The following is a 22,643-nucleotide window of genomic DNA, read 5'->3' as shown; positions in this document are numbered from 1 at the left end:
CAATCAGAACCTCGGCAAATCAGGGTGCGCCAGCAGGCCGCGGCTGACATGCATGCGCCCGTATTCGGCGCAGCGATGCAGGGTCGGGATCACCTTGCCGGGGTTGAGCAGGCCTTGCGGATCAAAGGCCAGTTTGACGGCATGCATTTGCGCCAACTCGGCGGCAGAGAATTGCACGCACATCGAGTTCAGCTTCTCAATGCCGACACCATGCTCACCCGTCACCGTGCCGCCCATGGCGACGCTGGTCTCCAGAATCTCGGCGCCAAATTCCTCGCAGCGCCGCATCTGATCCGGGTCTTTGGCGTCAAACATGATCAGCGGGTGCAGGTTGCCGTCGCCGGCGTGGAAGACATTGGCGCAGCGCAGCTGGTACTTCTTCTCCATCTCCTGAATCGCCAACAAGATGTCGGCCAGGTTTTTACGCGGTATGGTCGAGTCCATGCACATATAGTCCGGGCTGATCCGGCCCGAGGCCGGGAACGCGTTCTTGCGGCCGCTCCAGAATTTCAGCCGCTGAGCTTCATCGGCACTGACTTCGCAATGGCTGGCGCCGCTGGCCATCAAAACCGCTTGCATCTGCGCGATCTCCTCGGCCACTTCTTCGGGCGTGCCGTCGCTTTCGCACAGCAAAATCGCCGCTGCGCTGAGGTCGTAGCCGGCATGGACAAAGTCTTCCACGGCGGCCGTCATCGCCTTGTCCATCATCTCCAGCCCGGCCGGAATGATGCCGGCGGCAATGATGTTGGCGACGCCCAGGCCCGCCTTGCGCACATCATCGAAGCTGGCCATCACGCAGCGGGCCAAGCTGGGCTTGGGGATCAATTTGACCGTCACTTCGGTGATGACGGCCAACATGCCTTCGCTGCCGACGATCAGGCTGAGCAAGTCCAGTCCGGCTGCATCCAGTGCTTCGGAGCCGAATTCGACCGCCTCGCCGTCCATCGTGAAACCGCGCACACGTAAGACGTTATGCAAGGTGAGGCCGTATTTGAGGCAATGTACGCCGCCTGAGTTCTCGGCCACATTACCGCCTATGGTGCAGGCAATCTGGCTGCTCGGGTCGGGCGCGTAGTAGAGGCCGTGGTGCGCGGCGGCCTCGGAAATGGCCAAGTTGCGCACGCCGCATTGCACGGTCGCGGTGCGCGCGAGTGGGTTGATCTGGATGATCTGTTTGAACTTCGCCAGGCCCAGCGTCACGCCCAAAGCATGTGGCATCGCGCCGCCCGACAAGCCCGTCCCGGCGCCGCGCGCCACGACGGGCACTTGCAGTGCATGGCAGGTGCGCAAGACGGCGGCGACCTGCGCCTGCGTCTCCGGCAACGCCACCACCAAGGGGCGCTGGCGGTAGGCGCTCAGCCCGTCGCATTCATAGGGCGTGGTGTCTTCGCCGTGCCAGAGCAGTGCATGAGCGGGCAGTTCGTCCGCCAAGGCCTGCACCACCCGCGCTTGGAGCTGGGCACGCTGGGCGGGGTCACTGGTGTTGGGGTCTGCTGCAATCAAGCAAGGTCTCCTGGGCTGCGAAACACTGTAGCGCAGCCTTGCTTGCTGCCCGCTGAATGTCAGCAACAGGCAAATGGGCTCAGAGCTTGCGTTTGCGGGCCGGGGTCGGCTTGGGAGTCGCGGGAGGCGTCGCAGCTTTGGCGGCCGCCTTGGTCGAAGCTGTGGGAACCAAGGTTTTGGCCATTTGCTCCGCCACGGCGCCCGGCATGGCACCGGCCTTGCGCAAGGTGTCGCCGGCGACGTCGAGAGACTGCTTGACGATATTGCCGGCCAGATTCTTGGCACTGTCGCTGGCGCCGTCCTTCATGGCGCTGGCCGCCAACTGCGTGAACTGCTGGCTCAGAGCGCCCCACCATTGCAGGGGGTCAACGATGGGGGGCACGAGAGGTTTTTCTGCGCCCGTAGCGTCTGCGGCGGCTGGCGCGGCAGCTGCTGCGGGAGGTGCGACGGGAGGTGCGACGGGGGGCGCTGCTTGAGGAGCGGCGGGCGTCTTCACCTCCGGCGTCAAGCCCGGCCAAGCCGCTGCGAGTGGGTTCACCAAGGTGGCAGCCGGCGCTTGCAAGGCTTCGCTCAATTGCTCTAGCGGCACATTCATGGACTTCAGGGTCGCCAGCGTCATCTTTTGGACTTCCAGCGCTTGGATCGTTGCGCCCAGCATGCGAGCGTTTTGCTCCAGCCAGAATTGCACGGTGCGCAATTCATCAATGCGCTTGCCCAACTCCTCGGGGTTCAGGGTCGGTGCGACCCATTGGCCGACGCCGGGCATGGCGGCGCCGGCGCCCTTGACCAGCCCTTGCAGAAAGTCAAAACCTGGAACGAATTTGCTGAAGCTGTTGTCGGCCATGGGGTCTCCGTGAAGCGATGTTGTTGTTCGCGGCCAAGTTTGCCCCAACTTGGCGCGGCGTGCTGCAGTTCTTGTCAGCGCGGGCCGGGGTGCAGTTGCTCAACAACAAAGCCGCGTTGGCGCAACTGCTTCAGCAGCGACGCTTGTCCGCTCAGATGCAGGGCACCCACCGCCGCCAGCACCGACTTCCCCTGGGCGTGCTTCGCCTCTATGCCGGCGGCCAGCGTCGGGTTGCGCTCATCATTGAGCCGTATGAAATCGGCCCGGTCCTGTGCGTCTTCGATGCAGTCACACCAGCGAGCGTAGTCCTGCATCGTCGCCAGATCGCCCTGTGCCCAAGCCTGGGCCAGCCGCTTCATCAGGGGGCGCACACGACCTTGCTCAAGCTGGTTCAAGCCTTTTTGCAGGCTGAGCAAGGCCAGTTTCGCATCGCCGGGAATCAGGGCCCGCTGCTGGCTGGCCGCATCTTCAAGCCCAATGATGGGCAGGCCTTGCTCGCGCGCCCACAGGCTCAGCAGCAGCTCTTGCCCGAAACTGGGGTCAAGGCCATCCCAGCGCGCGGCCAACACCGTGTAAGTACTCAGTTCCATCAACGGATGCTGGCCGTCCAAGGCGCCGGCGGGCAAGCAGGCCAAGCGGGCCTGCGCGTCGAGCCGTTTGCGCAGCGCGGGCGGGAGCTTGAGGTCCGGCGCATGCGCGGGCGGTCGGCTCAAGACCTGTAGCGTGGCCGCATCGCTGAGGTCCAGTTCAAGCGCCAAGACATCCACGCGCTTCAGCGTCGCCAGCAGCTTGGGCCCCGGATAGGCCCATTCCGGCCGGCCTATATGCATGGTGCCGTAAACAAAAGAGTCCCGGCCGTCCCGGCTGATGCGGTAAAGCAGGCCGCGGTCCTGCGCCTGCCGGCCCCAGGCCGCGGATTGCTCGGGGCTGGCTTGCGTTGGCGCCGGCGGGCAAGCCGCAGCTGCGAAAGCTGGGCCGCCAAGCGACAAGCCGAGAAGCAGGGTGCAGGCGAGTCTCAGCCAGCTCATGGGCGCCCGGCCCGAAGATGCGGGCTACGCTGGATATGCAAAGCACCGTCTTGCTGCTTGAAATCAAGCTTGGACAAGATGTCCATGCCCAGCAGCGGCGCGCCCAAGGCCGGCAATACGGTCACCGCCAGGCGCTCGGCCTGAACGCCGCCTTTCAAGGCGATGTCGGCGCGCGCCCGGTAGCCTCGCGCCAGGCCGGCGGCCGTGTGCGAGCTGACGTCGGCTTCGGCCACCAAACCGGCTTGCTCCGCCAAAGCCTGGGGCAGGGCGGTGCTGGTGGCGCCGGTATCGACCAAAAACTCCACTGCGACGCCGTTGACCAGGCCCGGCCAATGGAAATGGCCGTCCGGGCCGCGTTTGAGGGTGATGGCGCCGCCGTCAACGGTGATGAGGCTCTGCGCGCGCTGATGCTCCCAGGCCTTGAAGCCCATGAAGACCACGAGCAGGATCAGCAGCCAGATCGTCAGCAGTTTCAAGCCTTGTGGCAATTCTTTGTTCATGGCCTTAGTGTGCAACACCACATTGGCTTGCCATGAACTGAAGCCGGAATTTGCTCCGCTCAGTGATTGAAACCCATCGCGCGTCGATTGCGCACCTGCGGCTTGATGCGATGCTCGGCCTCCAACTGTGCCAAGAACTCGTCCGCCGTCAAGGGCTCGCCGAGAATCTCGACCTGCTGGCGCACAGCTGCAAAGTCGCCCGGCGTCAAGGCATCCAAGGCAGCCAAACGTTGCATTTGATCGTCATCGAGCCTTGCGCCTTCGTCGCCCAGCGCCTCGCGCAGAAACATCCGCTCGCGCTGAGCCGGCGTCAACGCTTTGAAGCCGATTTTGAAGGCAAAGCGGCGCAGCGCCGCTTCGTCGAGATCTTCAAACAAATTGGTCGTGCAAATGAAAATGCCGGCAAAGCGCTCCATGCCGGCCAGCATTTCATTGACCTCGGACACCTCGTAATTGCGCTCGGCCATGCGGCGGCTGCGCAAAAAGCTGTCGGCCTCGTCGAGCAGCAACACGGCGTTCTCGGCCGCTGCGGCTTCGAACATGCGCGCCATATTCTGTTCGGTCTCGCCGACAAACTTGCTGGACAAATCACTCGCCTGCTTGATCATCAAGGGCCGGCCTAGGGTCTGGGCGATATGTTCGGCCAACGCGGTTTTGCCGCTGCCGGGCGGGCCATAAAAACACAGATTGCCGCAGCCGCGCTTCTCCAGCGCACTCACGATGCGCGGGATCTCAAAGCGAGATTCGCAGTTCAACAAGTCCAGCGCATACTGGGTGACGACCGGCCGCGCCAAGCGCTCGCGGCTGCGCTGGCCCAGCGCCTTGTCGGCGTTTTCGAGTTGGCGCTCTATCATGCGCTCGCACTCGTCGCCTTGCCCAGCCAGTTGGGCGAAGCGCACGGCCGTGCGGATCTGCGCCGGCGTCAGGCCGCGCCGTTCGGCAAGCTTGGCGGTGAAGTCTGCACTCACCTGCACATCGGCCAAGGCCTTGGTGACCAGGCCCAGGCGTGCGCCCGGCGGCGGCGACTTCAGCTCCAGGTGGTACTGAAAACGGCGCCGAAAGGCTGGATCGATTTGCTCGATGCGGTTGGTGATCCAGATCACCGGCACCGGGTTGGTCTCCAAAATCTGATTCACCCATGCCTTGCCGCTGACCGAACCCGAGGTCGGCGCGTCCAAGGCCGAGTCCATGCGTGCAATCAGCTGCGCGGTGTCGCTGGACAAGGGCGGGAACACGTCCTCCACCTCGTCGAACAGCAAGGCCACGTTCTCGCTGGCCTTGAGGAAAACCTGGCTGATTTGCAGCGAGCGGTAGCGGTCGCGGCCGGACAGCGAATTGCCTTCGCGGTCGGCATATTCGACTTCATAGAGATCCAGCCCTGCGGCTTGCGCCGCGACCTTGGCCAATTCAGTTTTGCCGGTGCCTGGCGGGCCATACAGCAATACGTTGACGCCGGCTTCGTGGCGCTTCACCGCGTTGCCCAGCAGGCGGTTCAAGACGGCGAGGTCGTCGGCAACGAACTGAAAATCCTCGGCGCTCAAGAGGCTGCGCGCGGCCGGCCGGGTGAACACCGCCATCAAATCGTGCGGCCCTTTGTACTCCCGCATCAGGACCGGCGGCAGCTGATCGCTGACCTTCATCAGGTCGGCCAGGTCGGTGATGTTGTGCTCGGAGATCAGGTTCTCGACCATGCCGATGCGCTCGAGCCGGGAGCCTGCGCGCAAGGCTTCGGCCACCTCTTGCGCGTTGACGCCGGCCACCGCCGCAATCGCCGCAAAAGCTTCCTGCGCGGTGTTGACCTTGAACTCGACGAGCGCACCGCGCAACTCGCGCTGGTAACGCGCCAGCGTGCCATAAAGCAGCAGCGCTCTTTCGGCCGGATTGAGCTGCAAGAGCGCACCCAGCGCCTCGATATTTTTCTCCACCAAGGTTGACTCGCGCCTGAGTTGGCGGTCCAGCCATTCGCTGGTGGTGGCCAGCAAGGCCATCATGTCCTTGGGCGCGTCCTTGACATATTCGTCGAGGTAGAAGAACAGCGTGGACTCCGAAAACGGCCCACTCCAAACGCCGTGGCGCTGCAAAAAGGCCTCATCGCTCAGCGCCTCATGGCCGCTCCATAACTCATTGGCCACGCAGCGTTGATTCAGGTAGTCGCGCAGCCGGCCCAAGACACGCGTTGGCCAGACCAAGTGGCGGCCGGTGAAGGACAAGAGGCCGTTGAAGTCGCGGCGGAGATTGAAGCGTCCGGCATGCTTGACGGTCAGCGTCAGCACGAACTGCGTGCACATCCGATCCATCACCGGCGCCTCCTTGAGGCCCGGTGACGGTAGGACACGCGCGTCAGTCAAACGCTTGACCATGATGGACAGCTCCTTGCAGTCTTGTGCACCACAGACTGCGCGGCGCTGCCCGATCTTGTCTCAGCCGCGCGCCGAGGACAAGTGGGTCAGGCGCTGTTTTTCAGCCCTTTTCAGTGCATGACCACCGGTTGATGGCCCATCTTGGCGTAGCCCTCGATGAAGTCATCCAGATCTTCTTCACTCGGATCTTGCTCGATCAAGGCCTCGACGCCGTCCTGAAACTGCTGGGCCAGCGCGCCTTCGATGAAGATTTCTTTGCGGCTGAATTTGTCGACGATCTCGAATCCGCCGCGGTTCAGCTGCAGGTCGGGGTTGGCCAGCAAAAATTCGCCCGGCAAAGGCTCAGTTACTTGAATGTCGAACTTGACGACACTGAAACTGGGGGAGTTGTAAAGCATGTGCATGGTGGCTCCTTTCAGCGTCAACTGCGGCCAGCGGCGCCTGTTTCAAGCCTTATCGGCAGAAAAGCACCTGACCGTGCACAAATAATGTCAGAACTCGGTTCATTTCGGCGCATCGAAGACAGATATTCATGTTCAAAGCGTCAAAAATTATCGATCTCCCCCCTGAATCAGGGTTGAGGCAAACCCTCATCCAGCAGCTGCAGTTCCCAGTCTCGTTCGTCGGGCAGCTTGACGAGCAGGCGCACCGGCAGGTGGTGGCGGGCGGGGTCTAGCCAAAGCTCGATTTCGCCGCTGTACGGCCCCAGTGCAGCGCGGCGCAGGTGCACGGCTTGGGGTATCGGGCCCACCGGCAAGGCCAGGTCTTGGCGATCCAGCACCTCAAAGATCCACTCGCGGGCTTCGCCGCGCAGGCCCGCCACCATCATGCGCAATTCCCGGCCGGGCACAAACTGCTGCGGCGTCGCGGCAACGATGGCGGCCAGCTGCAGCCACCAGCTGATGCGGTCTTGTACGCCGCCTGGCATGGGAACTTGCTCGGTGCTGGCGGAAAAGCTGATTTGGTCTTGCCTTTCACCCTGCCGGAAATTGGTCGCGGCTGCATCGCGCGGCGCCTGACCCTGGCGCCCCGGTCGCTGCTGGGTGAAGCGCTCGGGGCTCAGGCCCTGCGTATCCAGGCGGCCCTGGCTGTTTGAGCCTGGGAGTGGCCGTCCTTCCAGCTCCCGTTCCAGGCGCAGGGTATAGACGGCGCCACCCGGCTGCCAACTCAGTCTGGCCTGGCCTCGGGCGTCGTTCTGCAGCAGCAAATAGCGCCAATCGACGGCCGGTGCGACCGCGACTGCAACTGCAGTTGAAGCCGGCAAGTCTGAGGCCACAGCCTCGGGCAAGGGTTGTGCGACAAAGGGTTTCTCTATCTGCTGCTTTACCGGCGCGGGCTTGGCTGCAGCGGCGGTGGGGGGCCTCTCCGTTGTCTTGGGCGGCTCGGTCGCTGCTGTGCCGCTTGGCAGGCTGAGCTTGATGGCCGGCGCGTGGGCCTGGACGGGATGAGCAGGCTTGTGCCGAGGTGCCATCAGCAGAAAGTGCAGACCCAGGCTCAGCACTGTTCCCCAAACCCAAGGGCGCAGCGAGCCGGCGGCCCCGGGCCCTAAAAGCCGAGTTGGTTTGATCCTTGGTACGCTGCGCATTGGACAATGCTGCCAGCTTTTTGTTTAACGCTTTGCCGCTTTCAAACCCCCGATGAAACTTGCCAGCTATAGAGATGGGTCGCGCGACGGCCAACTGATCGTTGTGTCGCGCGATATGAGTCAGGCGCACTACGCCAACGGCATCGCTACGCGGCTGCAGCAGGTGCTGGACGATTGGGGCTTTTTGTCGCCACAGCTGGAGGAGCTTTACACCCAGCTGAACCATGGCAAGCTGCGCCATGCGTTCAACTTCGAGCCCAAGCAATGCATGGCGCCGCTGCCGCGCGCCTATCAACGGGTGAGCGGCGGCGCTTATCCAAGCACGGCCGCCAGCCAGCTCAGCGAGCCGGCAATGGCGCGCGGCGTCAGCGATGATTTTTTGGGTCCTTGCGAGCCAGCCTTGTTCGCATCCGAGGCAATGGGCATTGATTTTGAAGCCGGTTTGGCCGTCATCACCGGCGACATCGCTTGCGGCACGCAGCCGGCGCAAGCGCTGGAGGGTGTTCGCCTGCTGGCGCTGGTCAATGACTGGCGCTTGCGCAATGTGCGCTCGGGCGAGCTGCACAGCCAAGCGCTCAGTGCCTTCGGCCCGGTCGCCGTCACGCCCGATGAGCTGGGCGGGGCCTGGAGCGCCGGCCGGGTTGATCTGCCGCTGCAGGTGATGTGGAACGGCCGCAAGGTGGGCTTGTGCGAAGCCGGGTCCGACATGAGCTTTCACTTCGGCCAGCTGATCGCGCATGCCGCCAAGACGCGCCGCTTGCGTGCCGGCAGCGTCATCGGTTCGGGCTATGTTGCCAACAAGGATGCGTCCCGGGGCTTCGCCAGCATTGCCGAAAAGCGCGCGCTCGAAGCCTTGGAAGCCGGCCAAGCCAAGACCGAGTACATGCAATTCGGCGATAGCATTCGCATAGAAATAAAGGGCCGCGATGGCCTGAGCGTGTTCGGCGCGATTGATCAGGACGTCGGGGCCTTGTTTGAGGCAGCTGCCGAGGTAGCCTCCGAAGCGATCAAGGCCTGAGTTTTTCCAAAACGGGAGCTAACAAGATGCAACGCAGACAGATGATGATTTGGGCGGCCATGGGTGGCGGCATGCTGGCGCCCTCAGCGATGACCTGGGCGGCGGCCACCGAGAGCGACGCAGCCTCCGGCATCCGACTGGCACTTGAACGTGGTGCCGAAGCGGCGATTGCGACTTTGGGCAAAACGGATGGCTTTATGGGCAACCCGGCCGTCAAGATCGAGCTGCCCGGTTACCTGAAAGACGGCGCCAAGCTGCTGAAGATGACGGGTCAAAGCAAGCAGGTCGACGACTTGTTGCTGGCCATGAACCGCGCCGCCGAAGCCGCAGTGCCGGCGGCGCGGCCCTTGTTGCTCAACGCGGTCAAGTCCATGAGCGTTGAAGACGCGCTGCAGATCGTGAAGGGCGATGACGACTCGGTGACGCGCTTCTTTGCCGGCAAGACGCGTGAGCCCTTGACGGCGCAATTTTTGCCCATCGTGACGCACGCGACCGAAAAGGTCGCGCTGGCCGACAAATACAACGCGGTGGCCGGCAAAGGTGTCGGCTTCGGGCTGGTCAAGAGTGAGGACGCCAATATTCAGCAATACGTGACCAAGCGGGCGCTGGACGGCTTGTTTTTGATGATTGCCGAGGAGGAACGCAAGATCCGCAAAGACCCGCTGGCCAGCGGCAGCGCCTTGCTGAAAAAGGTGTTTGGCGGCTGATTTCGGGTCAAGTCCGGTCCAGTGGACAATACGGGCTTGATTCCTTTTGAAGTTTTTCAGCGCCCGCCCATGAACGAAGCTCTTACCCCCGCGCCAATCCCGGCATTGGACATCCCGGCCGAAGCCCCTGTGGAAGCCTCAGCCGGCGCCGTGCAGGCCGAGGCCGCAGTCCCTGCGCCTGAAGCAACGGCCGAGGCAGCGACCGCCGCCGTGCTTGCCGCCAAGGAGATGAGCCCGGCCGCCTGTGCGGCCAAGCTCAAGGAGCTGTTCCCAGCGCTTTTCGTCGGTGGCGGTGTCAAGCCGCTGAAGCTGCGCGTTCAGGCCGATATTCAAGAGCGTGCCCCGGGCGTGTTCACCAAGGCAGCCTTGTCGGCCTTTTTGCGCCGCCATACCGGCAGCACCAGCTATCTGATGGCCATCAGCAAGGCACGCACCCGCTTTGACTTGGACGGCCAGCCAGCCGGTGATTTGAGCGACGAACACCGAGCGGCAGCGGTCGAAGAATTGACTCGCCGTCGTGGGCTGCAGCAAGAGCGACTCGAGCTGGAACAGGCGCAGGCGCGCAACCGTGCCGGGCTCTTGCATGATTTCGAGCGCACCACACTGACCCTGCCGAACTTCTGCGCACTCAAGGGCGTGACGCCCGAGGAGTTGCCGGGCCTGTTGGAGATTGCCCGCCAAGAAGCGGCCGCGCGGCCTCCGGCACGCGAGGCGCGTGAGCCGCGCGACGGCCGCCCGCAGCATGCACCTCGCAGCCGCGAGCGCACGCAAGAGCGCGACGCCGGTCGCGGCGGCCGGCGCGGTGGTGCGCAAGGCCGCCCGCGCACCTAAGCTGCCTGAGTTGCCGATCTATTGATGTGAACGCCCGCCTTCCAGCGGGCGTCTTTGTTATTTCAAGCCGTTTTTTGCACAGCTTCAGCGGCTTTCTACAATGGCGGCATGAATACCGCCTCCAACATCACCTACACGCGCGGCGCGGCCCTGCCCGCCATCCTGCAGCAACGCATCGCGATTCTCGACGGCGCCATGGGCACGATGATCCAGCGCTACAAACTGACTGAGGCCGATTTCCGGGGCGAGCTCTTTGCCGACCACCCCAAGGACCTGAAGGGCAATAACGATTTGCTCGTGCTGACAAGGCCCGATGTGATCAGCGAGATCCACGAGCAATACCTCGCGGCCGGCTCCGACATCATCGAGACCAATACCTTCGGCACCACCTTGGTCGCGCAAGAGGATTACGGCCTCGAAGCCTATGCTTTTGAAATGAATGTGGCGGCAGCCCGCATTGCCCGCGCCGCCTGCGACAAATACAGCACGCCCGACAAACCCCGCTTCGCCGCCGGAGCGCTCGGGCCCACGCCGCGCACCGCCAGCATCAGCCCCGACGTCAACGACCCCGGCGCCCGCAATGTCGATTTCGACACCTTGCGCGCAGCCTACTACGAGCAGGCCAAGGGGCTGCTGGAAGGCGGGGTTGATCTGTTCCTGGTCGAGACCATTTTTGACACTTTGAACGCTAAGGCCGCCATCTTTGCCTTGGACGAGTTGATGGAAGACACCGGTGAGCGCCTGCCGGTGATCGTCTCCGGCACCGTCACCGATGCGTCCGGCCGCATTCTGTCGGGCCAGACGGTGACCGCCTTCTGGCATTCGGTGCGTCACGCCCGCCCCTTGGCGATTGGCCTGAACTGCGCCTTGGGTGCCACGCTGATGCGCCCCTATATCGAGGAGCTGTCCAAGGCGGCCGGTGCGACAGCGATCAGCTGCTACCCGAACGCCGGCCTGCCCAACCCGATGAGCGACACCGGCTTTGACGAGACGCCGGATGTGACCGGCCGCCTGATGGAAGAGTTTGCCCGTAGCGGCTTCTTGAATATCGCGGGCGGCTGCTGCGGCACGACACCCGACCATATCGCGGCGATTGCGCGCCAGGTCTCGGCCTACAAACCGCGGGCCAGCGGCCAGAAGTTCTTCAGCGAGTTGGTGGCAGGCTAATCAGAGTTTCAACAACTTCTCCATCGACACCCTCAGCTTCAGCTCATGCGGCGCCAGGCTGGCGCTGACGGCCTGGCTGGCCAATCGCGTGTCGCGCGGCACCGGCTCACTCAAGGGGTTGCCGCTCTTGCCTAAAAGGCTGGCCACCATAGGTTCGGTGGCGCTATGGCCGCGCTTGAAGACGATGCCGACCTCGCCGTTGGCCAAGCGCACCAAGCTGCCCAGCGGGTAGAGGCCCAGGGTCTTGACGATGGCCGCACCGGCCTCGTCGGGTTGCTTCAGTTCATCCAGAAAAACCGCCCGCGCGGCCATCGCGCCGGGTTGTGCCTTGCGGGAGCCGCGTGGGCTGATGCGCGAGGCGAAGATGTCGATGCGCCGTAACAGACGCGCCAGTTGCTCGGCCGGGGCGCGCCCCGCCAAAGGGCCAGGGCCGGCGTCATGGTGCAGGCAAACGGTCTTGAGCCACAGCTCGGAGCTGGCACCCAACTCGCTCAACAAGGCGGCCGAGCGGTCGCCGTGCGAAACCAAGGCTTGCTTTTGGCTGTAGGAGGGTTCTTCGACCTGAGAGGCCAGGCGGTCTTGCTGGGCGCTGATGCTGATGTTCATGCTCAGTGCCGCTTGCGTCAGTGCCAGGCGCCAGTCATCGGGCCAGCCGAGCTTGGCCGCGCAGAGTTCGGCCAGCGCCAGGCAGAGCAGGGCGTGGCGACCGCTGTACTTTTCGAAGCCTTGGGCGGCGTCATAAATCAACAACATCAGGATCGCATCGGGCTTGTTGTTCAGGCGCGCCACCGCATCGTTGTGCAGTTGCTGGAAGCGACCCCGGAAGTCATCGGTACGCGGGTCGCGCAGCAGGCTGTGCGCGTGCATTTGCAGATCGGCCCAGGCCGCCTGCTCGCCCAGATCGACTTTTTTATTGCGATCGGGTTTGACGAAGTCGGCCTGCACCTTGACGATGTCGCCCAGATTGGCGCCTTGATGCATCAAGGTGTCCATCTTGTGCGCCATGGCGCGCTGGTATTCCTTGGTTTCATGCGCCAACACCCAGACGCCGCTGGCCAGCAAGGCCTGCATTTGCGGCGCATTGCTGAGGGTCTGGCCGCTGGCAACCAGCAGCTTGCCGCTCGCGTCGCGCAGGGAAAACGTCAAAACCTGGCCGACGCGCAGGCTGTTGGGGGGGAGCTGTATCAAGTCCATGGGCTTTGCAGTTTTCGCTGCCTGATTGTCGGCCGCCCAGGCGCTAAATTCAGGGCAAAGCCGCGCTGTGCGTAAAATCGCGCACGGTTCAAGGAGCGTTGCGACCAGTCCACCCGCATCGATCGCGAGATCGGCGGAGGCTCGCCAGGCTTGAACAGGCAGTCCACGCCGATCTGGGCTGCTGATAACGACGCTCACCGATCCATGCTTTTCGTGGCCGCGGTGAGTTCGCGGCCCGATGTTTTCTCGAGGCCGCCATGAACACAAATTCCGCCAGCACCTTTTCTTCAACGCCACCGGCGATGAAGCTCTCCGGTTTGGAGCCGGTGCAGGTTGATGCCGGCACGCTGTTCGTCAATATCGGCGAGCGCACCAATGTGACCGGCTCCAAGGCCTTCGCCCGGCTGATTCTGAATGGTCAGTTCGAGGACGCCTTGGCCGTCGCCCGCCAGCAGGTCGAGAACGGCGCGCAGGTGATCGACATCAATATGGACGAGGCCATGCTGGACAGCCAGGCGGCCATGGTGCGCTTTCTGAATCTGATCGCCGGCGAGCCCGAGATCGCGCGCGTGCCCATCATGATTGACAGCAGCAAATGGAGCGTCATCGAGGCCGGGCTGAAGTGCATACAGGGCAAGGGCATCGTCAACTCGATCTCGATGAAGGAAGGCGAGGCCGAGTTCAAGCGCCAGGCCAAGCTGGTGCGGCGTTACGGCGCCGCGGCGGTCGTGATGGCCTTTGACGAACAGGGCCAGGCCGACACCTTTGCGCGCAAGATCGAGATCTGCGAGCGCGCTTACCGGCTGCTGGTGGATGAGGTCGGTTTCCCGCCCGAGGACATCGTCTTCGACCCGAATATCTTCGCCATCGCGACCGGCATCGAGGAGCACAACAACTACGCGGTCGACTTCATCGAGGCAACGCGCTGGATCAAGCAGAACCTGCCCGGCGCCAAGGTCTCGGGCGGCGTCTCCAATGTGAGCTTCAGCTTCCGCGGCAATGACCCGGTGCGCGAGGCCATCCACACCGTGTTCCTGTATCACGCGATCAAGGCGGGCATGGACATGGGCATCGTCAATGCCGGCATGGTGGGTGTGTACGACGACCTCGACGCCGAGTTGCGTGAACGGGTTGAGGATGTCGTCTTGAACCGCCGTCCCGATTCCGGCGAGCGCCTGATCGAAGTGGCCGAGCGCGCCAAGGGCATGTCGATCGATGACACGGCGCGCCTCGCCTGGCGTGCCGGTGATGTCAACGAGCGACTCAGTCACTCGCTGGTGCACGGCATCACCGAGTTCATCACCGCCGATACCGAAGAAGCTTGGCAAGCGATACAAGCCAGTGGCGGGCGCCCTCTGCATGTGATCGAAGGCCCTTTGATGGCCGGCATGAATGTGGTCGGTGACCGCTTCGGGGCCGGCAAGATGTTCTTGCCCCAGGTCGTCAAGTCGGCGCGGGTGATGAAGGCGGCGGTCGCGCATTTGCTGCCCTATATCGAAGCCGAGAAAAAAGCCTTGATCGACGCCGGCGGCGAAGCCAAACCCAAGGGCAAGATCGTCATCGCGACCGTCAAGGGTGATGTGCATGACATCGGCAAGAACATCGTCACCGTGGTCTTGCAGTGCAATAACTTCGAAGTCGTCAATATGGGCGTGATGGTGGCCTGCCAGGACATTCTGGCCAAGGCCAAGGAAGAGGGCGCCGACATCATCGGCCTGTCCGGCCTGATCACGCCAAGCCTGGAAGAGATGCAGCATGTGGCGGCCGAGATGCAGCGGGACGAGCATTTCCGCTCGCGCGGCACGCCCTTGTTGATTGGCGGCGCAACCTGCAGCCGGGTGCATACGGCGGTGAAGATTTCGCCGCATTACGAGGGGCCGGTCGTTTATGTGCCGGATGCCTCGCGCAGCGTCGGTGTCTGCAGTGATTTGCTCAGCGACGACCGAGCCGCCAAGTTCATTGCCGAGCTAAAGACCGATTACGACCAGGTGCGCCATCTGCATGCCAACAAGAAGCAGACGCCTATGGTCAGCCTGAGCCAGGCGCGGGCCAACAAGCATGCCGTGGATTGGGCAAGTTACGCCCCGCCGGTGCCGCAGTTCATTGGCCGCCGGGTGATCCGCAATTACGACCTGGCCGAACTGGCCGATTACATCGACTGGGCGCCGTTCTTCCAGACCTGGGATCTGGCCGGGCCCTTCCCTGCGATCTTGAAGGACGAGATCGTCGGCACGGAAGCTCAGCGCGTGTTCAGCGATGGCAAGCGCATGTTGCAGCGCCTGATCGCCGGGCGTTGGTTGACGGCCAGCGGCGTGTTCGGCTTGTATCCGGCCGCACAGGTGAATGACGACGACATCGAGATCTACACCGACGAGAGCCGCAGCGAGGTCTTGATGACCTGGCATGGCCTGCGCATGCAGTCGGAGCGTCCGGTGGTGGACGGCGTGCGGCGCCCGAACCGCTGCTTGTCGGACTTTGTTGCACCCAAGGGTGCGGTGCCGGATTACATCGGCCTGTTTGCGGTCACCGCAGGCCTAGGCGCCGAGAAGAAAGAAGCGCAGTTCGTCGCCGACTTGGATGACTACTCGTCCATCATGTTCAAGGCCATCGCCGACCGCTTGGCCGAGGCCTTTGCCGAGCGCCTGCACCAGCGCGTGCGCACCGAGTTCTGGGGTTATGCGGCGGACGAAGCGCTGAGCAGTGAGGAATTGATCAAGGAACAGTACCGCGGCATCCGGCCGGCACCCGGCTATCCGGCCTGCCCCGATCATTTGGTCAAGCGCGCCTTGTTCAAGGCCTTGGCGCCGGAAGAAATCGGCATGGGTCTGACCGACAGCATGGCGATGACGCCAGCGGCGAGCGTTTCTGGCTTTTATTTTGCTCACCCGGACGCGGCCTACTTCAATGTGGGTCGGATTGGCGAGGACCAGGTGCAGGACTGGGCCGAGCGCATGCAGCTGAACCAAGAGGCCGCCCAGCGTGCCTTGGCGCCGCTGCTGTAAAGCGATGAAGGCCTATATGGATGTATCGCCCTGGTTGCTGGGTCTGGTGGCCTATCTGATCGTGCTTCTGACCACTTGCGTTGTTGCCGACGCTTCGTCGGGCAAGCGCGGCTGTGCGGCCCTGCTCGGTCAACTGGCCTTGCTGCTGGCAGCGCCACTGCCCTTCGCCTATTTCGGTTTGATCTCGGCGAGCACGGCCTTGTGGGTGATCGCCGGTTTTGCTTTGGTGCTGACGCTCTTGTTCGTGGCGGCCGATATGAATATCCCCAGTGGGTCGAGGATGCCTCGCTTCATGATGTTCCCGCTGTTGCCCTTGATCATGCTGGTCGCCGTGCCCTACTGGATCTTGGGCCAGCTCAGCAAGCGCAGGCGTTAGGGCGGGCGTGACTGAGATATGACGGCAGCCTTGGCTGCCGATAGCTTACCAGGGGCGTGTCTAAGGACACGCCCTTTTTTGTGGTTTTACCTTCTGTGGCCTTATATCGAGCGCAGGCCGCGCCGCAGTTGAATCGCCTCCGCCATTTGCGGGGTTGTGACCCTCGGGCTGTCTTCGAGATCGGCGATGCTGCGTGCGACCCTCAGCAGGCGGTGATAGGCGCGTGCCGACAGGCCGAGTTGACCGGCTGCCTTCAGCAAAAAGGCCTGTGCGGCGGGCTCGGCCCCTATATGCTGCTCCAGTTGCTGAGCTGCCAGCCGTGCATTGCTACAGCCTTGCCGAGCCATGGCGCGCTCGCGTGCCGCCGCGACTCGAGCCGCCACGACGGCGCTGCTCTCGCCAGCGGCCATGCCGGCCAGCTCACTCGGCCGTATCATCGGGACTTCGATCAATAGATCCAGTCGATCCAGAAATGGGCCGCTGAGTCTGCCTTGGTAACGCGCTATTTGATCGGGGCTGCAGCAGCAGGCGCGCAGCGGATTGCCCAGATGCCCGCAGGGGCAGGGGTTCATGGCGGCCAGCAATTGAAAACGCGCAGGGAACTCGGCCTGCCGGGCCGCGCGCGAAATCAGGATGCGGCCGGTCTCCATCGGCTCGCGCAGCGCCTCCAAGGCGCTACGGCTAAATTCGGCCAGCTCATCTAAAAACAATACGCCGTGCAAAGCCAGCGAAATCTCACCCGGGCGAGGCGGCGAGCCACCGCCGACCAGGGCCACGCTGGAGGCGCTGTGGTGTGGGCTGCGCAGGCTGCGTTGGCCCCAGCGTGCTGGCTCAAACTGCCCGGCTAGGCTCAGCACCGATGCGCAGGCCAAGGCCTCTTCCTCACTCAGCGGCGGCAGCAAGCCGGCCATGCGCTGGGCCAGCATTGACTTGCCGGTGCCCGGTGGGCCGACCATCAAGAGACTGTGCTCGCCGATCGCAGCAATCTCTAGCGCGCGTTTGGCGCCGGCCTGACCTTTGATGTCGCTGAGATCGGGTGGGGCCGGCGCTTCGGCGCGGGTCAAGGGCGTGGCCGGTGCCAGCGGCGCATCACTGCCGGGCACCAAGGCTGCGACCACATCCAGCAGATGGTCGGCCTGCAAGACTTTGATGCCCGAGACCAAGGCCGCCTCGGCCGCGCTGGTCGGGGGCAAGATCAGGCTGCGGGTCGATTGCTCCTGGCGCAGTGCCAGGCTCATGGCCAGCGCGCCGCGCACCGGCCGCAATTCGCCGCCCAGCGACAACTCGCCGGCGCATTCAAACTCGGCCAGTCGCGCCGCATCGATCTGCTCGCTGGCAGCCAGCAGGCCCAGCGCAATCGGCAGGTCGAAACGTCCGCCTTCTTTGGGGAGTTCGGCAGGGGCGAGGTTGACGATGATGCGGCGATTGTGGGGGAAGCTCAGGCCGCTGTTTTGCAGCGCCGCACGCACCCGCTCACGTGATTCTTTGACTTCGGTCTCCGCGAGCCCAACCAGCGTGAAAGAAGGAAGTCCATTGGCCAGATGCACTTCGACGCTGACGGCCGCTGCACTCAAGCCGTCCAGAGCCCGGCTTTGAACGATCGCCAATGACATAGGGCGCTCCCCTGGCCCCGTCTTGCCGGGACCTTGTCAGCAATTGTGCACGCTGTGAGGGCCTGCGCAGCTATTTGCACAGCCATGGTGCGTGCACCAGTTTGGGTTGTGCCCAGCGCAGGTCCATTCTGGTGCGAAGCGCCTGCAAGCTGATGGCTAGGGGCGATATGACTTGGCACGAAAGCTGCAAAGGGAGAGCAGGTCCCGTAGAAATTCTGATCCACCCCTTTTTAATCCCAAAGCTAGGAACCCTGCCATGAAGTCGATTTTTGCTGTGCTTGCTGTCACGCTGACTCTGGGCGCCACCATGGCCCAGGCCGAAGAAGCGGCGAAGACCGAGGCCGCCCCCGAGGCTGCCAGCCCCTTGTCCTTCAACGTCAGTGTGACCTCGGACTACCGCTACCGCGGTCTGTCGCAGTCGCGCCTGAACCCTGCGCTGCAAGGCGGCGCGGATTACGCGTTTGCCAACGGTTTTTACATTGGTACCTGGGCCTCGACCATCAAGTGGATCAAGGACGCGCCCTATAACGGCGGCGCCAATGTGGAAATCGACGTTTACGGCGGCTACAAGACCGAGATCGCCAGCGGCTTGACGCTGGATGTGGGCGCGCTGACTTACATCTACCCCAGCAACGATCTGAACCCCAAGGCCGACACCACCGAGGTCTACGGTGCTTTGAGCTTTGGCCCGATGACGGCCAAGTACTCGCACAGCGTGACCAATTTGTTCGGCACCGCCGACAGCAAGGGCAGCGGCTACCTGGATGTGTCGGCCACCTTTGACGTCGGCGGCGGTTTCACCGTGGTGCCGCATGTCGGCTACCAAAAGGTGAAGAACAACAGCGCGGGCAGCTATACCGACTACTCGCTGACGCTGAACAAGGACTACGCCGGCTTCACCTTTGGCGCGTCCGTGGTGGGCACCAACACGGACGCTTACAAGGGCGGCCCGTCTATGAAGAACCTGGGCAAAGACGGTCTGGTCGTGTCGGTGAAGAAGACTTTCTGAGCTCGTATCCAGCAATAGAAATCGGAGATAGACAGCATGAAACTGATTACAGCCATCATCAAGCCCTTCAAGCTTGATGAAGTTCGCGAAGCCCTCAGCGCCATCGGCGTGCAGGGCCTGACCGTGACCGAGGTGAAGGGCTTTGGCCGCCAAAAAGGCCATACCGAGCTCTACCGCGGCGCCGAATATGTCGTGGACTTTTTGCCCAAGGTGAAGATCGAAGCCGCCGTGGATGACGCCGTGGTCGAGCAGGTGATCGATGCCATTGAAGCCGCCGCCCGCACCGGCAAGATCGGTGACGGCAAGATTTTTGTCTCGCCGCTGGACCAAGTGGTGCGCATTCGCACCGGCGAGACCGGCAACGAAGCCCTCTGACGCAAGATTTCCGTGGAGAACAAGACATGAAAAAACTTCTCGCCTGCCTCGCTCTGGCCGCAGCGGTGCTCGCACCTGCCGCCTGGGCCCAACAAGATGCTGCCGCCCCGGCAGCTGTGGCCAGCGCCGTGATGGCCCCAGCTTCGGCGCCAGACGCTGCGCCGGCTGTTGCAGCAGCGGCTGTACCTGCCGCTGAAGCCGCTTCGGCCGCTGCGCCGGCACTCGTTCCCAACAAGGGCGACACCTCGTGGATGTTGTTGTCCACGCTCCTGGTCATCATGATGACGGTGCCCGGTCTGGCCCTGTTCTATGGCGGCCTGGTGCGCAGCAAAAACATGCTATCGGTGCTGATGCAAGTGATGGTCGCGTTCTCGATGATCGTCGTGCTGTGGGTGCTGTACGGCTATAGCTTTGCGTTCACCGAAGGCAACGCCTTTATCGGCGGCACCGATCGCCTGTTCATGAAGGGCATCTGGGACAACGCGGCCGGCACCTTCGCTAACGCGGCGACCTTCAGCAAGGGCGTGGTCATCCCTGAGATCGTCTTCGCCGCCTTCCAGGCTACCTTTGCCGGCATCACCGCTTGCTTGATCATTGGCGCCTTCGCCGAACGCATCAAGTTCTCGGCCGCGCTGATGTTCCTGGCCCTGTGGTTCACCTTCAGCTACCTGCCGATCGCGCACATGGTCTGGTTCTGGATGGGCCCGGACGCCTACACGGCCGCAGGCGTGGTGGACGAGATGAACGCCAAGGCCGGTTTCCTCTGGCAAATGGGTGCCCTGGACTTCGCCGGCGGCACCGTGGTGCACATCAATGCGGCGGTGGCCGGCTTGGTCGGTGCCTACATGATCGGCAAGCGTGTCGGCTACGGCAAGGAGGCCTTCACGCCACACAGCCTGACGCTGACCATGGTCGGTGCTTCGCTGCTGTGGGTCGGCTGGTTCGGCTTCAATGCCGGCTCAGCCTTGGAAGCCAATGGCTTCGCCGCGCTGGCCTTTATCAATACGCTGGTGGCAGCGGCTGCTGCGGTCTTGGCCTGGTGCTTGGGCGAGGCGCTGCTCAAGGGCAAGGCGTCGATGCTGGGTGCGGCTTCCGGTGCGGTGGCGGGCTTGGTGGCGGTGACGCCGGCAGCCGGTAACGTCGGCATCGGTGGTGCATTGGTGATCGGTTTTATCGGCGGTTTTGCCTGCCTATGGGGCGTGACCGGCCTGAAGAAGCTGCTCGGTGCAGATGACTCGCTGGATGTGTTCGGCGTGCACGGTGTGGGCGGTATCGTTGGCGCCTTGCTGACCGGCGTCTTCAACTCACCCGCCTTGGGTGGCCCGAGCTTGGTGGGCGACTGGGTCACGGTCACGATGGTGACGCAAGAAGCGTTCTCGATCGCGGGTCAGGTCTGGATTCAGGCCAAGGCCGTTGGCTTGACCGTGATCTGGTCGACCGTGGTCTCTTTGGCGGCTTACAAACTGGTGGATCTGGTGATCGGTCTGCGCGTGACGGAAGAAGAAGAGCGCGAAGGCCTGGACATCAGCTCGCACGGCGAGACCGCTTATCACAAGTAAAAAGCAAGCAGAGGGTGGCGCGGCTTGGTTGAGCTTGCGCTGCTTAAGCAAAAGGCTGCCCTCGGGCAGCCTTTTTTTGTTTTCGCGACCGTTCGCTAGCTGCGTTCGGCGGGCGCCTCCGGTTTGGGCCTGGCCTTGAGCAAGACCTCGGTCAGCTCCAGCAACTTGGCCGGGCTGAAGGGCTTGGGCAAAAAGAAATTGGCGCCGGCCGCCAAGGACTTGGCTTTTGTCTGCTGCGCCGCGTCGGCGGTCAGCATCACGACCAAGGTGTGTGCGAGGGCCGGATCCTTGCGGATCTGAGCGCACACCTCGATCCCGTCCAAACCGCCGGGCATCATCACGTCCAAATAGACCAAGTCCGGATGGACGGTGCGCGCCAGCTCCAGACCCAAGGCGCCATTGGGCGCTTCATAGAGCGTGTGCCCACTGTCCTCCAAGGCCCAGCGAACCAGACGACGGATGTCGGCGTGATCTTCAACGACGAGTATTTTTGACATCGGATGGCGGACCCTGGAAGCAATGACCCTAAGCATAGACTTGTTCGGCCGGCCTTGGTTTTCAGAACAACGGCCCCATGTGCACTTGTCTCTAGAATCAGTCAATCCCGCTTCGAGTACATCCATGGTTCCCCACCTCATAACTGCACTGACTGGCCCGATCAATGAGTTGGAACAGCGCGTGTTGGAGTCGATGCCGGCCATTGAGCGCTGGTTCAGGCTCGAATGGATGGAGCACACGCCGCCCTTTTACAGCGCGGTGGATCTGCGCAACGCCGGCTTCAAATTGGCCCCGGTCGACACGCATCTGTTTCCGTCCGGGTTCAACAACCTGACGCAAGACATGTTGCCGCTGTCGGTGCAGGCAGCCATGGCCGCGATCGAGAAAATCTGCCCCGAGGCCAAGAATTTGCTCTTGATTCCGGAGAGCAATACGCAAAACAGCTTTTACCTGAGCAATATCGCGACGCTCAAACGCATCTTCACCCAGGCCGGCTTGAACGTCCGCCTGGGCTCGCTGGACCCGAACATCACCGAACCGACCGCTGTGAACCTGGCCGACGGCAGCAGCTTGACGCTGGAGCCCTTGATCCGCAGCCGGGGCCGGCTCGGGTTGAAGGACTTTGACCCCTGTACCGTGCTGCTCAACAATGATTTGGCCAGCGGTGTGCCGCGCGTGCTGGAGCATTTGCATGAGCAGTATCTGCTGCCACCCCTGCATGCGGGTTGGACGGTGCGTCGCAAGAGTCAGCATTTCAAGGCCTATGAAGAAGTGGCCAAGAAGTTCTCCAAGCTGCTGGGCATGGACCACTGGCTGATCAATCCGCTGACGGTCGCGGTGGCGGGCGAGGATCTGAGCAGCGGTGCCGGCCTGGAAGCCTTGCAGACGCAGGTCGATGCGGTCTTGACCAAAACCCGACGCAAATACAAGGAATACGGCATCCAAGAAAAGCCTTTTGTGGTGATCAAGCCTGATGCTGGCAGTCAAGGCTCGGGGCCGATCACCTTGCGGGATGCCAAAGAGCTCAGCGCCAAGCTCAGCGCATCGCAAAGCCTGCAAGGGCTGACGCAGCTCGTGGTGCAAGAGGGCGTTGTCACGCATGAGCGGGTCAATGATGCGGTGGCCGAGCCGGTGGTCTACATGATGGACCGCTATGTGGTGGGCGGTTTTTACCGCGTGCATGCTGACCGCGGCGTGGATGAAAACCTCAGCGCCCCAGGTGCCAGCTATGTGCCTTTGGCCTTTGCGCAGGCCTCTCAACTGCCGCGTCTGGGCGAGAAGCCGGGCTCAAGCGGCCCGAATCGCTTCTATATGTATGGCGTGATCGCACGCCTGGGTGCGGTGGCGGCCAGCTACGAGCTGGAAGTGACCGACCCGGAGGCCGAGGTCTACGCCTGAGCCGCTTGGCCGAAAAAACTGCGCATTCGTTTTGACGCAGTGCAGCAAAGTGGGCGCAGAATAGCGCTTTTGGCTT

Annotated in this window: 20 protein-coding genes and 1 riboswitch; of the genes, 10 read left to right on the top strand and 10 right to left on the bottom strand. The window is 63.0% G+C overall.

The features are described 5' to 3' along the window. Positions 1 to 3: 3 nt before the first annotated feature. The 7 genes from LNV08_RS04230 to LNV08_RS04200 form a co-directional block, all read right to left on the bottom strand. The gene (locus LNV08_RS04230) at positions 4 to 1,503 is read right to left on the bottom strand and encodes an FAD-linked oxidase C-terminal domain-containing protein (protein ID WP_263532418.1); all 1,500 of its coding nucleotides are present in this window, start codon (positions 1,501 to 1,503) and stop codon (positions 4 to 6) included. Between the two features lie 79 nt (positions 1,504 to 1,582). Then, on the bottom strand, positions 1,583 to 2,347 hold the full coding sequence (locus LNV08_RS04225) for a PhaM family polyhydroxyalkanoate granule multifunctional regulatory protein (protein ID WP_263532417.1): 765 nt from the start codon (positions 2,345 to 2,347) through the stop codon (positions 1,583 to 1,585). Between the two features lie 74 nt (positions 2,348 to 2,421). After that, positions 2,422 to 3,375, bottom strand: coding sequence for a TraB/GumN family protein (locus tag LNV08_RS04220; RefSeq protein WP_263532416.1), 954 nt, complete (start codon positions 3,373 to 3,375; stop codon positions 2,422 to 2,424). Further along, positions 3,372 to 3,875, bottom strand: coding sequence for a TIGR02281 family clan AA aspartic protease (locus LNV08_RS04215; protein WP_263532415.1), 504 nt, complete (start codon positions 3,873 to 3,875; stop codon positions 3,372 to 3,374). The genes LNV08_RS04220 and LNV08_RS04215 overlap by 4 nt, the downstream gene beginning before the upstream one ends. Positions 3,876 to 3,934: 59 nt before the next feature. Then, positions 3,935 to 6,235 carry an ATP-binding protein gene (locus LNV08_RS04210; RefSeq protein WP_263532414.1) on the bottom strand — a complete coding sequence of 767 codons (2,301 nt, stop codon included), beginning with the start codon at positions 6,233 to 6,235 and terminating at the stop codon, positions 3,935 to 3,937. Positions 6,236 to 6,345: 110 nt separating this feature from the next. Next, complete coding sequence (locus LNV08_RS04205) at positions 6,346 to 6,639, bottom strand: DUF3567 domain-containing protein (RefSeq protein WP_263532413.1); 294 nt, start codon at positions 6,637 to 6,639, stop codon at positions 6,346 to 6,348. Between the two features lie 167 nt (positions 6,640 to 6,806). Then, on the bottom strand, positions 6,807 to 7,706 hold the full coding sequence (locus LNV08_RS04200; protein ID WP_263532412.1) for a DUF3108 domain-containing protein: 900 nt from the start codon (positions 7,704 to 7,706) through the stop codon (positions 6,807 to 6,809). Between the two features lie 166 nt (positions 7,707 to 7,872). Here LNV08_RS04200 and LNV08_RS04195 point away from each other — a divergent pair, with 166 nt between their 5' ends. The 4 genes from LNV08_RS04195 (at position 7,873) to LNV08_RS04180 (ending at position 11,543) form a co-directional block, all read left to right on the top strand. Next, positions 7,873 to 8,838, top strand: a complete 966-nt coding sequence (locus LNV08_RS04195) for a fumarylacetoacetate hydrolase family protein (RefSeq protein ID WP_263532411.1) — start codon at positions 7,873 to 7,875, stop codon at positions 8,836 to 8,838. Between the two features lie 26 nt (positions 8,839 to 8,864). Continuing rightward, complete coding sequence (locus LNV08_RS04190) at positions 8,865 to 9,545, top strand: DUF4197 domain-containing protein (protein WP_414858677.1); 681 nt, start codon at positions 8,865 to 8,867, stop codon at positions 9,543 to 9,545. A gap of 69 nt (positions 9,546 to 9,614) precedes the next feature. Continuing rightward, positions 9,615 to 10,376, top strand: a complete 762-nt coding sequence (locus LNV08_RS04185) for a ProQ/FinO family protein (RefSeq protein ID WP_263532410.1) — start codon at positions 9,615 to 9,617, stop codon at positions 10,374 to 10,376. A gap of 108 nt (positions 10,377 to 10,484) precedes the next feature. Continuing rightward, positions 10,485 to 11,543 (top strand): homocysteine S-methyltransferase family protein, encoded by a 1,059-nt coding sequence (locus tag LNV08_RS04180; RefSeq protein ID WP_263532409.1) that lies wholly within the window; start codon positions 10,485 to 10,487, stop codon positions 11,541 to 11,543. Here the strand turns inward: LNV08_RS04180 and LNV08_RS04175 are convergent, their stop codons facing one another. After that, on the bottom strand, positions 11,544 to 12,737 hold the full coding sequence (locus LNV08_RS04175; protein WP_263532408.1) for a hypothetical protein: 1,194 nt from the start codon (positions 12,735 to 12,737) through the stop codon (positions 11,544 to 11,546). It abuts the gene before it with no gap. 84 nt (positions 12,738 to 12,821) lie between these two features. Beyond that, positions 12,822 to 12,940, top strand: a riboswitch (S-adenosyl-L-homocysteine riboswitch). A gap of 54 nt (positions 12,941 to 12,994) precedes the next feature. Between LNV08_RS04175 and metH the strand changes: the two genes are divergently transcribed. Next, a complete protein-coding gene (metH, locus tag LNV08_RS04170) occupies positions 12,995 to 15,739 on the top strand; it encodes a methionine synthase (RefSeq protein ID WP_263532407.1) in 2,745 nt (914 codons plus the stop codon). 4 nt (positions 15,740 to 15,743) lie between these two features. Further along, positions 15,744 to 16,115, top strand: a complete 372-nt coding sequence (locus tag LNV08_RS04165) for a hypothetical protein (protein ID WP_263532406.1) — start codon at positions 15,744 to 15,746, stop codon at positions 16,113 to 16,115. 101 nt (positions 16,116 to 16,216) lie between these two features. Here LNV08_RS04165 and LNV08_RS04160 read toward each other — a convergent pair whose 3' ends face one another. Then, entirely contained in the window at positions 16,217 to 17,728 is a 1,512-nt protein-coding gene (locus LNV08_RS04160; RefSeq protein WP_263532405.1) for a YifB family Mg chelatase-like AAA ATPase, read from the bottom strand. A gap of 256 nt (positions 17,729 to 17,984) precedes the next feature. On the opposite strand from LNV08_RS04160, the gene LNV08_RS04155 reads away from it, so the two are divergent. From LNV08_RS04155 to amt, 3 genes are read left to right on the top strand one after another with little or no spacing between them, the layout of a single operon-like run. Then, entirely contained in the window at positions 17,985 to 18,737 is a 753-nt protein-coding gene (locus LNV08_RS04155) for a TorF family putative porin (protein ID WP_263532404.1), read from the top strand. A 36-nt stretch (positions 18,738 to 18,773) separates the two neighbouring features. Then, complete coding sequence (glnK, locus tag LNV08_RS04150; RefSeq protein ID WP_263532403.1) at positions 18,774 to 19,112, top strand: P-II family nitrogen regulator; 339 nt, start codon at positions 18,774 to 18,776, stop codon at positions 19,110 to 19,112. 26 nt (positions 19,113 to 19,138) lie between these two features. After that, complete coding sequence (amt, locus tag LNV08_RS04145) at positions 19,139 to 20,671, top strand: ammonium transporter (protein WP_263532402.1); 1,533 nt, start codon at positions 19,139 to 19,141, stop codon at positions 20,669 to 20,671. Between the two features lie 95 nt (positions 20,672 to 20,766). Here the strand turns inward: amt and LNV08_RS04140 are convergent, their stop codons facing one another. After that, positions 20,767 to 21,168: a response regulator transcription factor gene (locus LNV08_RS04140; RefSeq protein WP_263532401.1), complete on the bottom strand. Its 402-nt coding sequence runs from the start codon at positions 21,166 to 21,168 to the stop codon at positions 20,767 to 20,769. Between the two features lie 124 nt (positions 21,169 to 21,292). On the opposite strand from LNV08_RS04140, the gene gshA reads away from it, so the two are divergent. Next, complete coding sequence (gshA, locus tag LNV08_RS04135) at positions 21,293 to 22,567, top strand: glutamate--cysteine ligase (protein WP_263532400.1); 1,275 nt, start codon at positions 21,293 to 21,295, stop codon at positions 22,565 to 22,567. The last annotated feature ends 76 nt before the right edge of the window (positions 22,568 to 22,643 follow it).

Origin of the sequence: Paucibacter sp. TC2R-5 (assembly GCF_025717605.1) — a bacterium.
GTDB classification, from domain to species: domain Bacteria; phylum Pseudomonadota; class Gammaproteobacteria; order Burkholderiales; family Burkholderiaceae_C; genus Paucibacter_A; species Paucibacter_A albus.
This window is presented reverse-complemented; position numbering and strand designations above follow the sequence as displayed.

Coding starts and splice junctions, on each gene's coding strand:
- LNV08_RS04210 (WP_263532414.1), bottom strand. CDS start 6,235: ATGGTCAAGCGTTTGACTGACGCGCGTGTCCTACCGTCACCGGGCCTC.
- gshA (WP_263532400.1), top strand. CDS start 21,293: ATGGTTCCCCACCTCATAACTGCACTGACTGGCCCGATCAATGAGTTG.
- LNV08_RS04225 (WP_263532417.1), bottom strand. CDS start 2,347: ATGGCCGACAACAGCTTCAGCAAATTCGTTCCAGGTTTTGACTTTCTG.
- LNV08_RS04155 (WP_263532404.1), top strand. CDS start 17,985: ATGAAGTCGATTTTTGCTGTGCTTGCTGTCACGCTGACTCTGGGCGCC.
- LNV08_RS04190 (WP_414858677.1), top strand. CDS start 8,865: ATGCAACGCAGACAGATGATGATTTGGGCGGCCATGGGTGGCGGCATG.
- LNV08_RS04195 (WP_263532411.1), top strand. CDS start 7,873: ATGAAACTTGCCAGCTATAGAGATGGGTCGCGCGACGGCCAACTGATC.
- LNV08_RS04185 (WP_263532410.1), top strand. CDS start 9,615: ATGAACGAAGCTCTTACCCCCGCGCCAATCCCGGCATTGGACATCCCG.
- LNV08_RS04140 (WP_263532401.1), bottom strand. CDS start 21,168: ATGTCAAAAATACTCGTCGTTGAAGATCACGCCGACATCCGTCGTCTG.
- LNV08_RS04215 (WP_263532415.1), bottom strand. CDS start 3,875: ATGAACAAAGAATTGCCACAAGGCTTGAAACTGCTGACGATCTGGCTG.
- metH (WP_263532407.1), top strand. CDS start 12,995: ATGAACACAAATTCCGCCAGCACCTTTTCTTCAACGCCACCGGCGATG.
- LNV08_RS04160 (WP_263532405.1), bottom strand. CDS start 17,728: ATGTCATTGGCGATCGTTCAAAGCCGGGCTCTGGACGGCTTGAGTGCA.
- glnK (WP_263532403.1), top strand. CDS start 18,774: ATGAAACTGATTACAGCCATCATCAAGCCCTTCAAGCTTGATGAAGTT.
- LNV08_RS04175 (WP_263532408.1), bottom strand. CDS start 12,737: ATGGACTTGATACAGCTCCCCCCCAACAGCCTGCGCGTCGGCCAGGTT.
- LNV08_RS04205 (WP_263532413.1), bottom strand. CDS start 6,639: ATGCACATGCTTTACAACTCCCCCAGTTTCAGTGTCGTCAAGTTCGAC.
- LNV08_RS04165 (WP_263532406.1), top strand. CDS start 15,744: ATGAAGGCCTATATGGATGTATCGCCCTGGTTGCTGGGTCTGGTGGCC.
- LNV08_RS04200 (WP_263532412.1), bottom strand. CDS start 7,706: ATGGCACCTCGGCACAAGCCTGCTCATCCCGTCCAGGCCCACGCGCCG.
- LNV08_RS04220 (WP_263532416.1), bottom strand. CDS start 3,375: ATGAGCTGGCTGAGACTCGCCTGCACCCTGCTTCTCGGCTTGTCGCTT.
- LNV08_RS04180 (WP_263532409.1), top strand. CDS start 10,485: ATGAATACCGCCTCCAACATCACCTACACGCGCGGCGCGGCCCTGCCC.
- amt (WP_263532402.1), top strand. CDS start 19,139: ATGAAAAAACTTCTCGCCTGCCTCGCTCTGGCCGCAGCGGTGCTCGCA.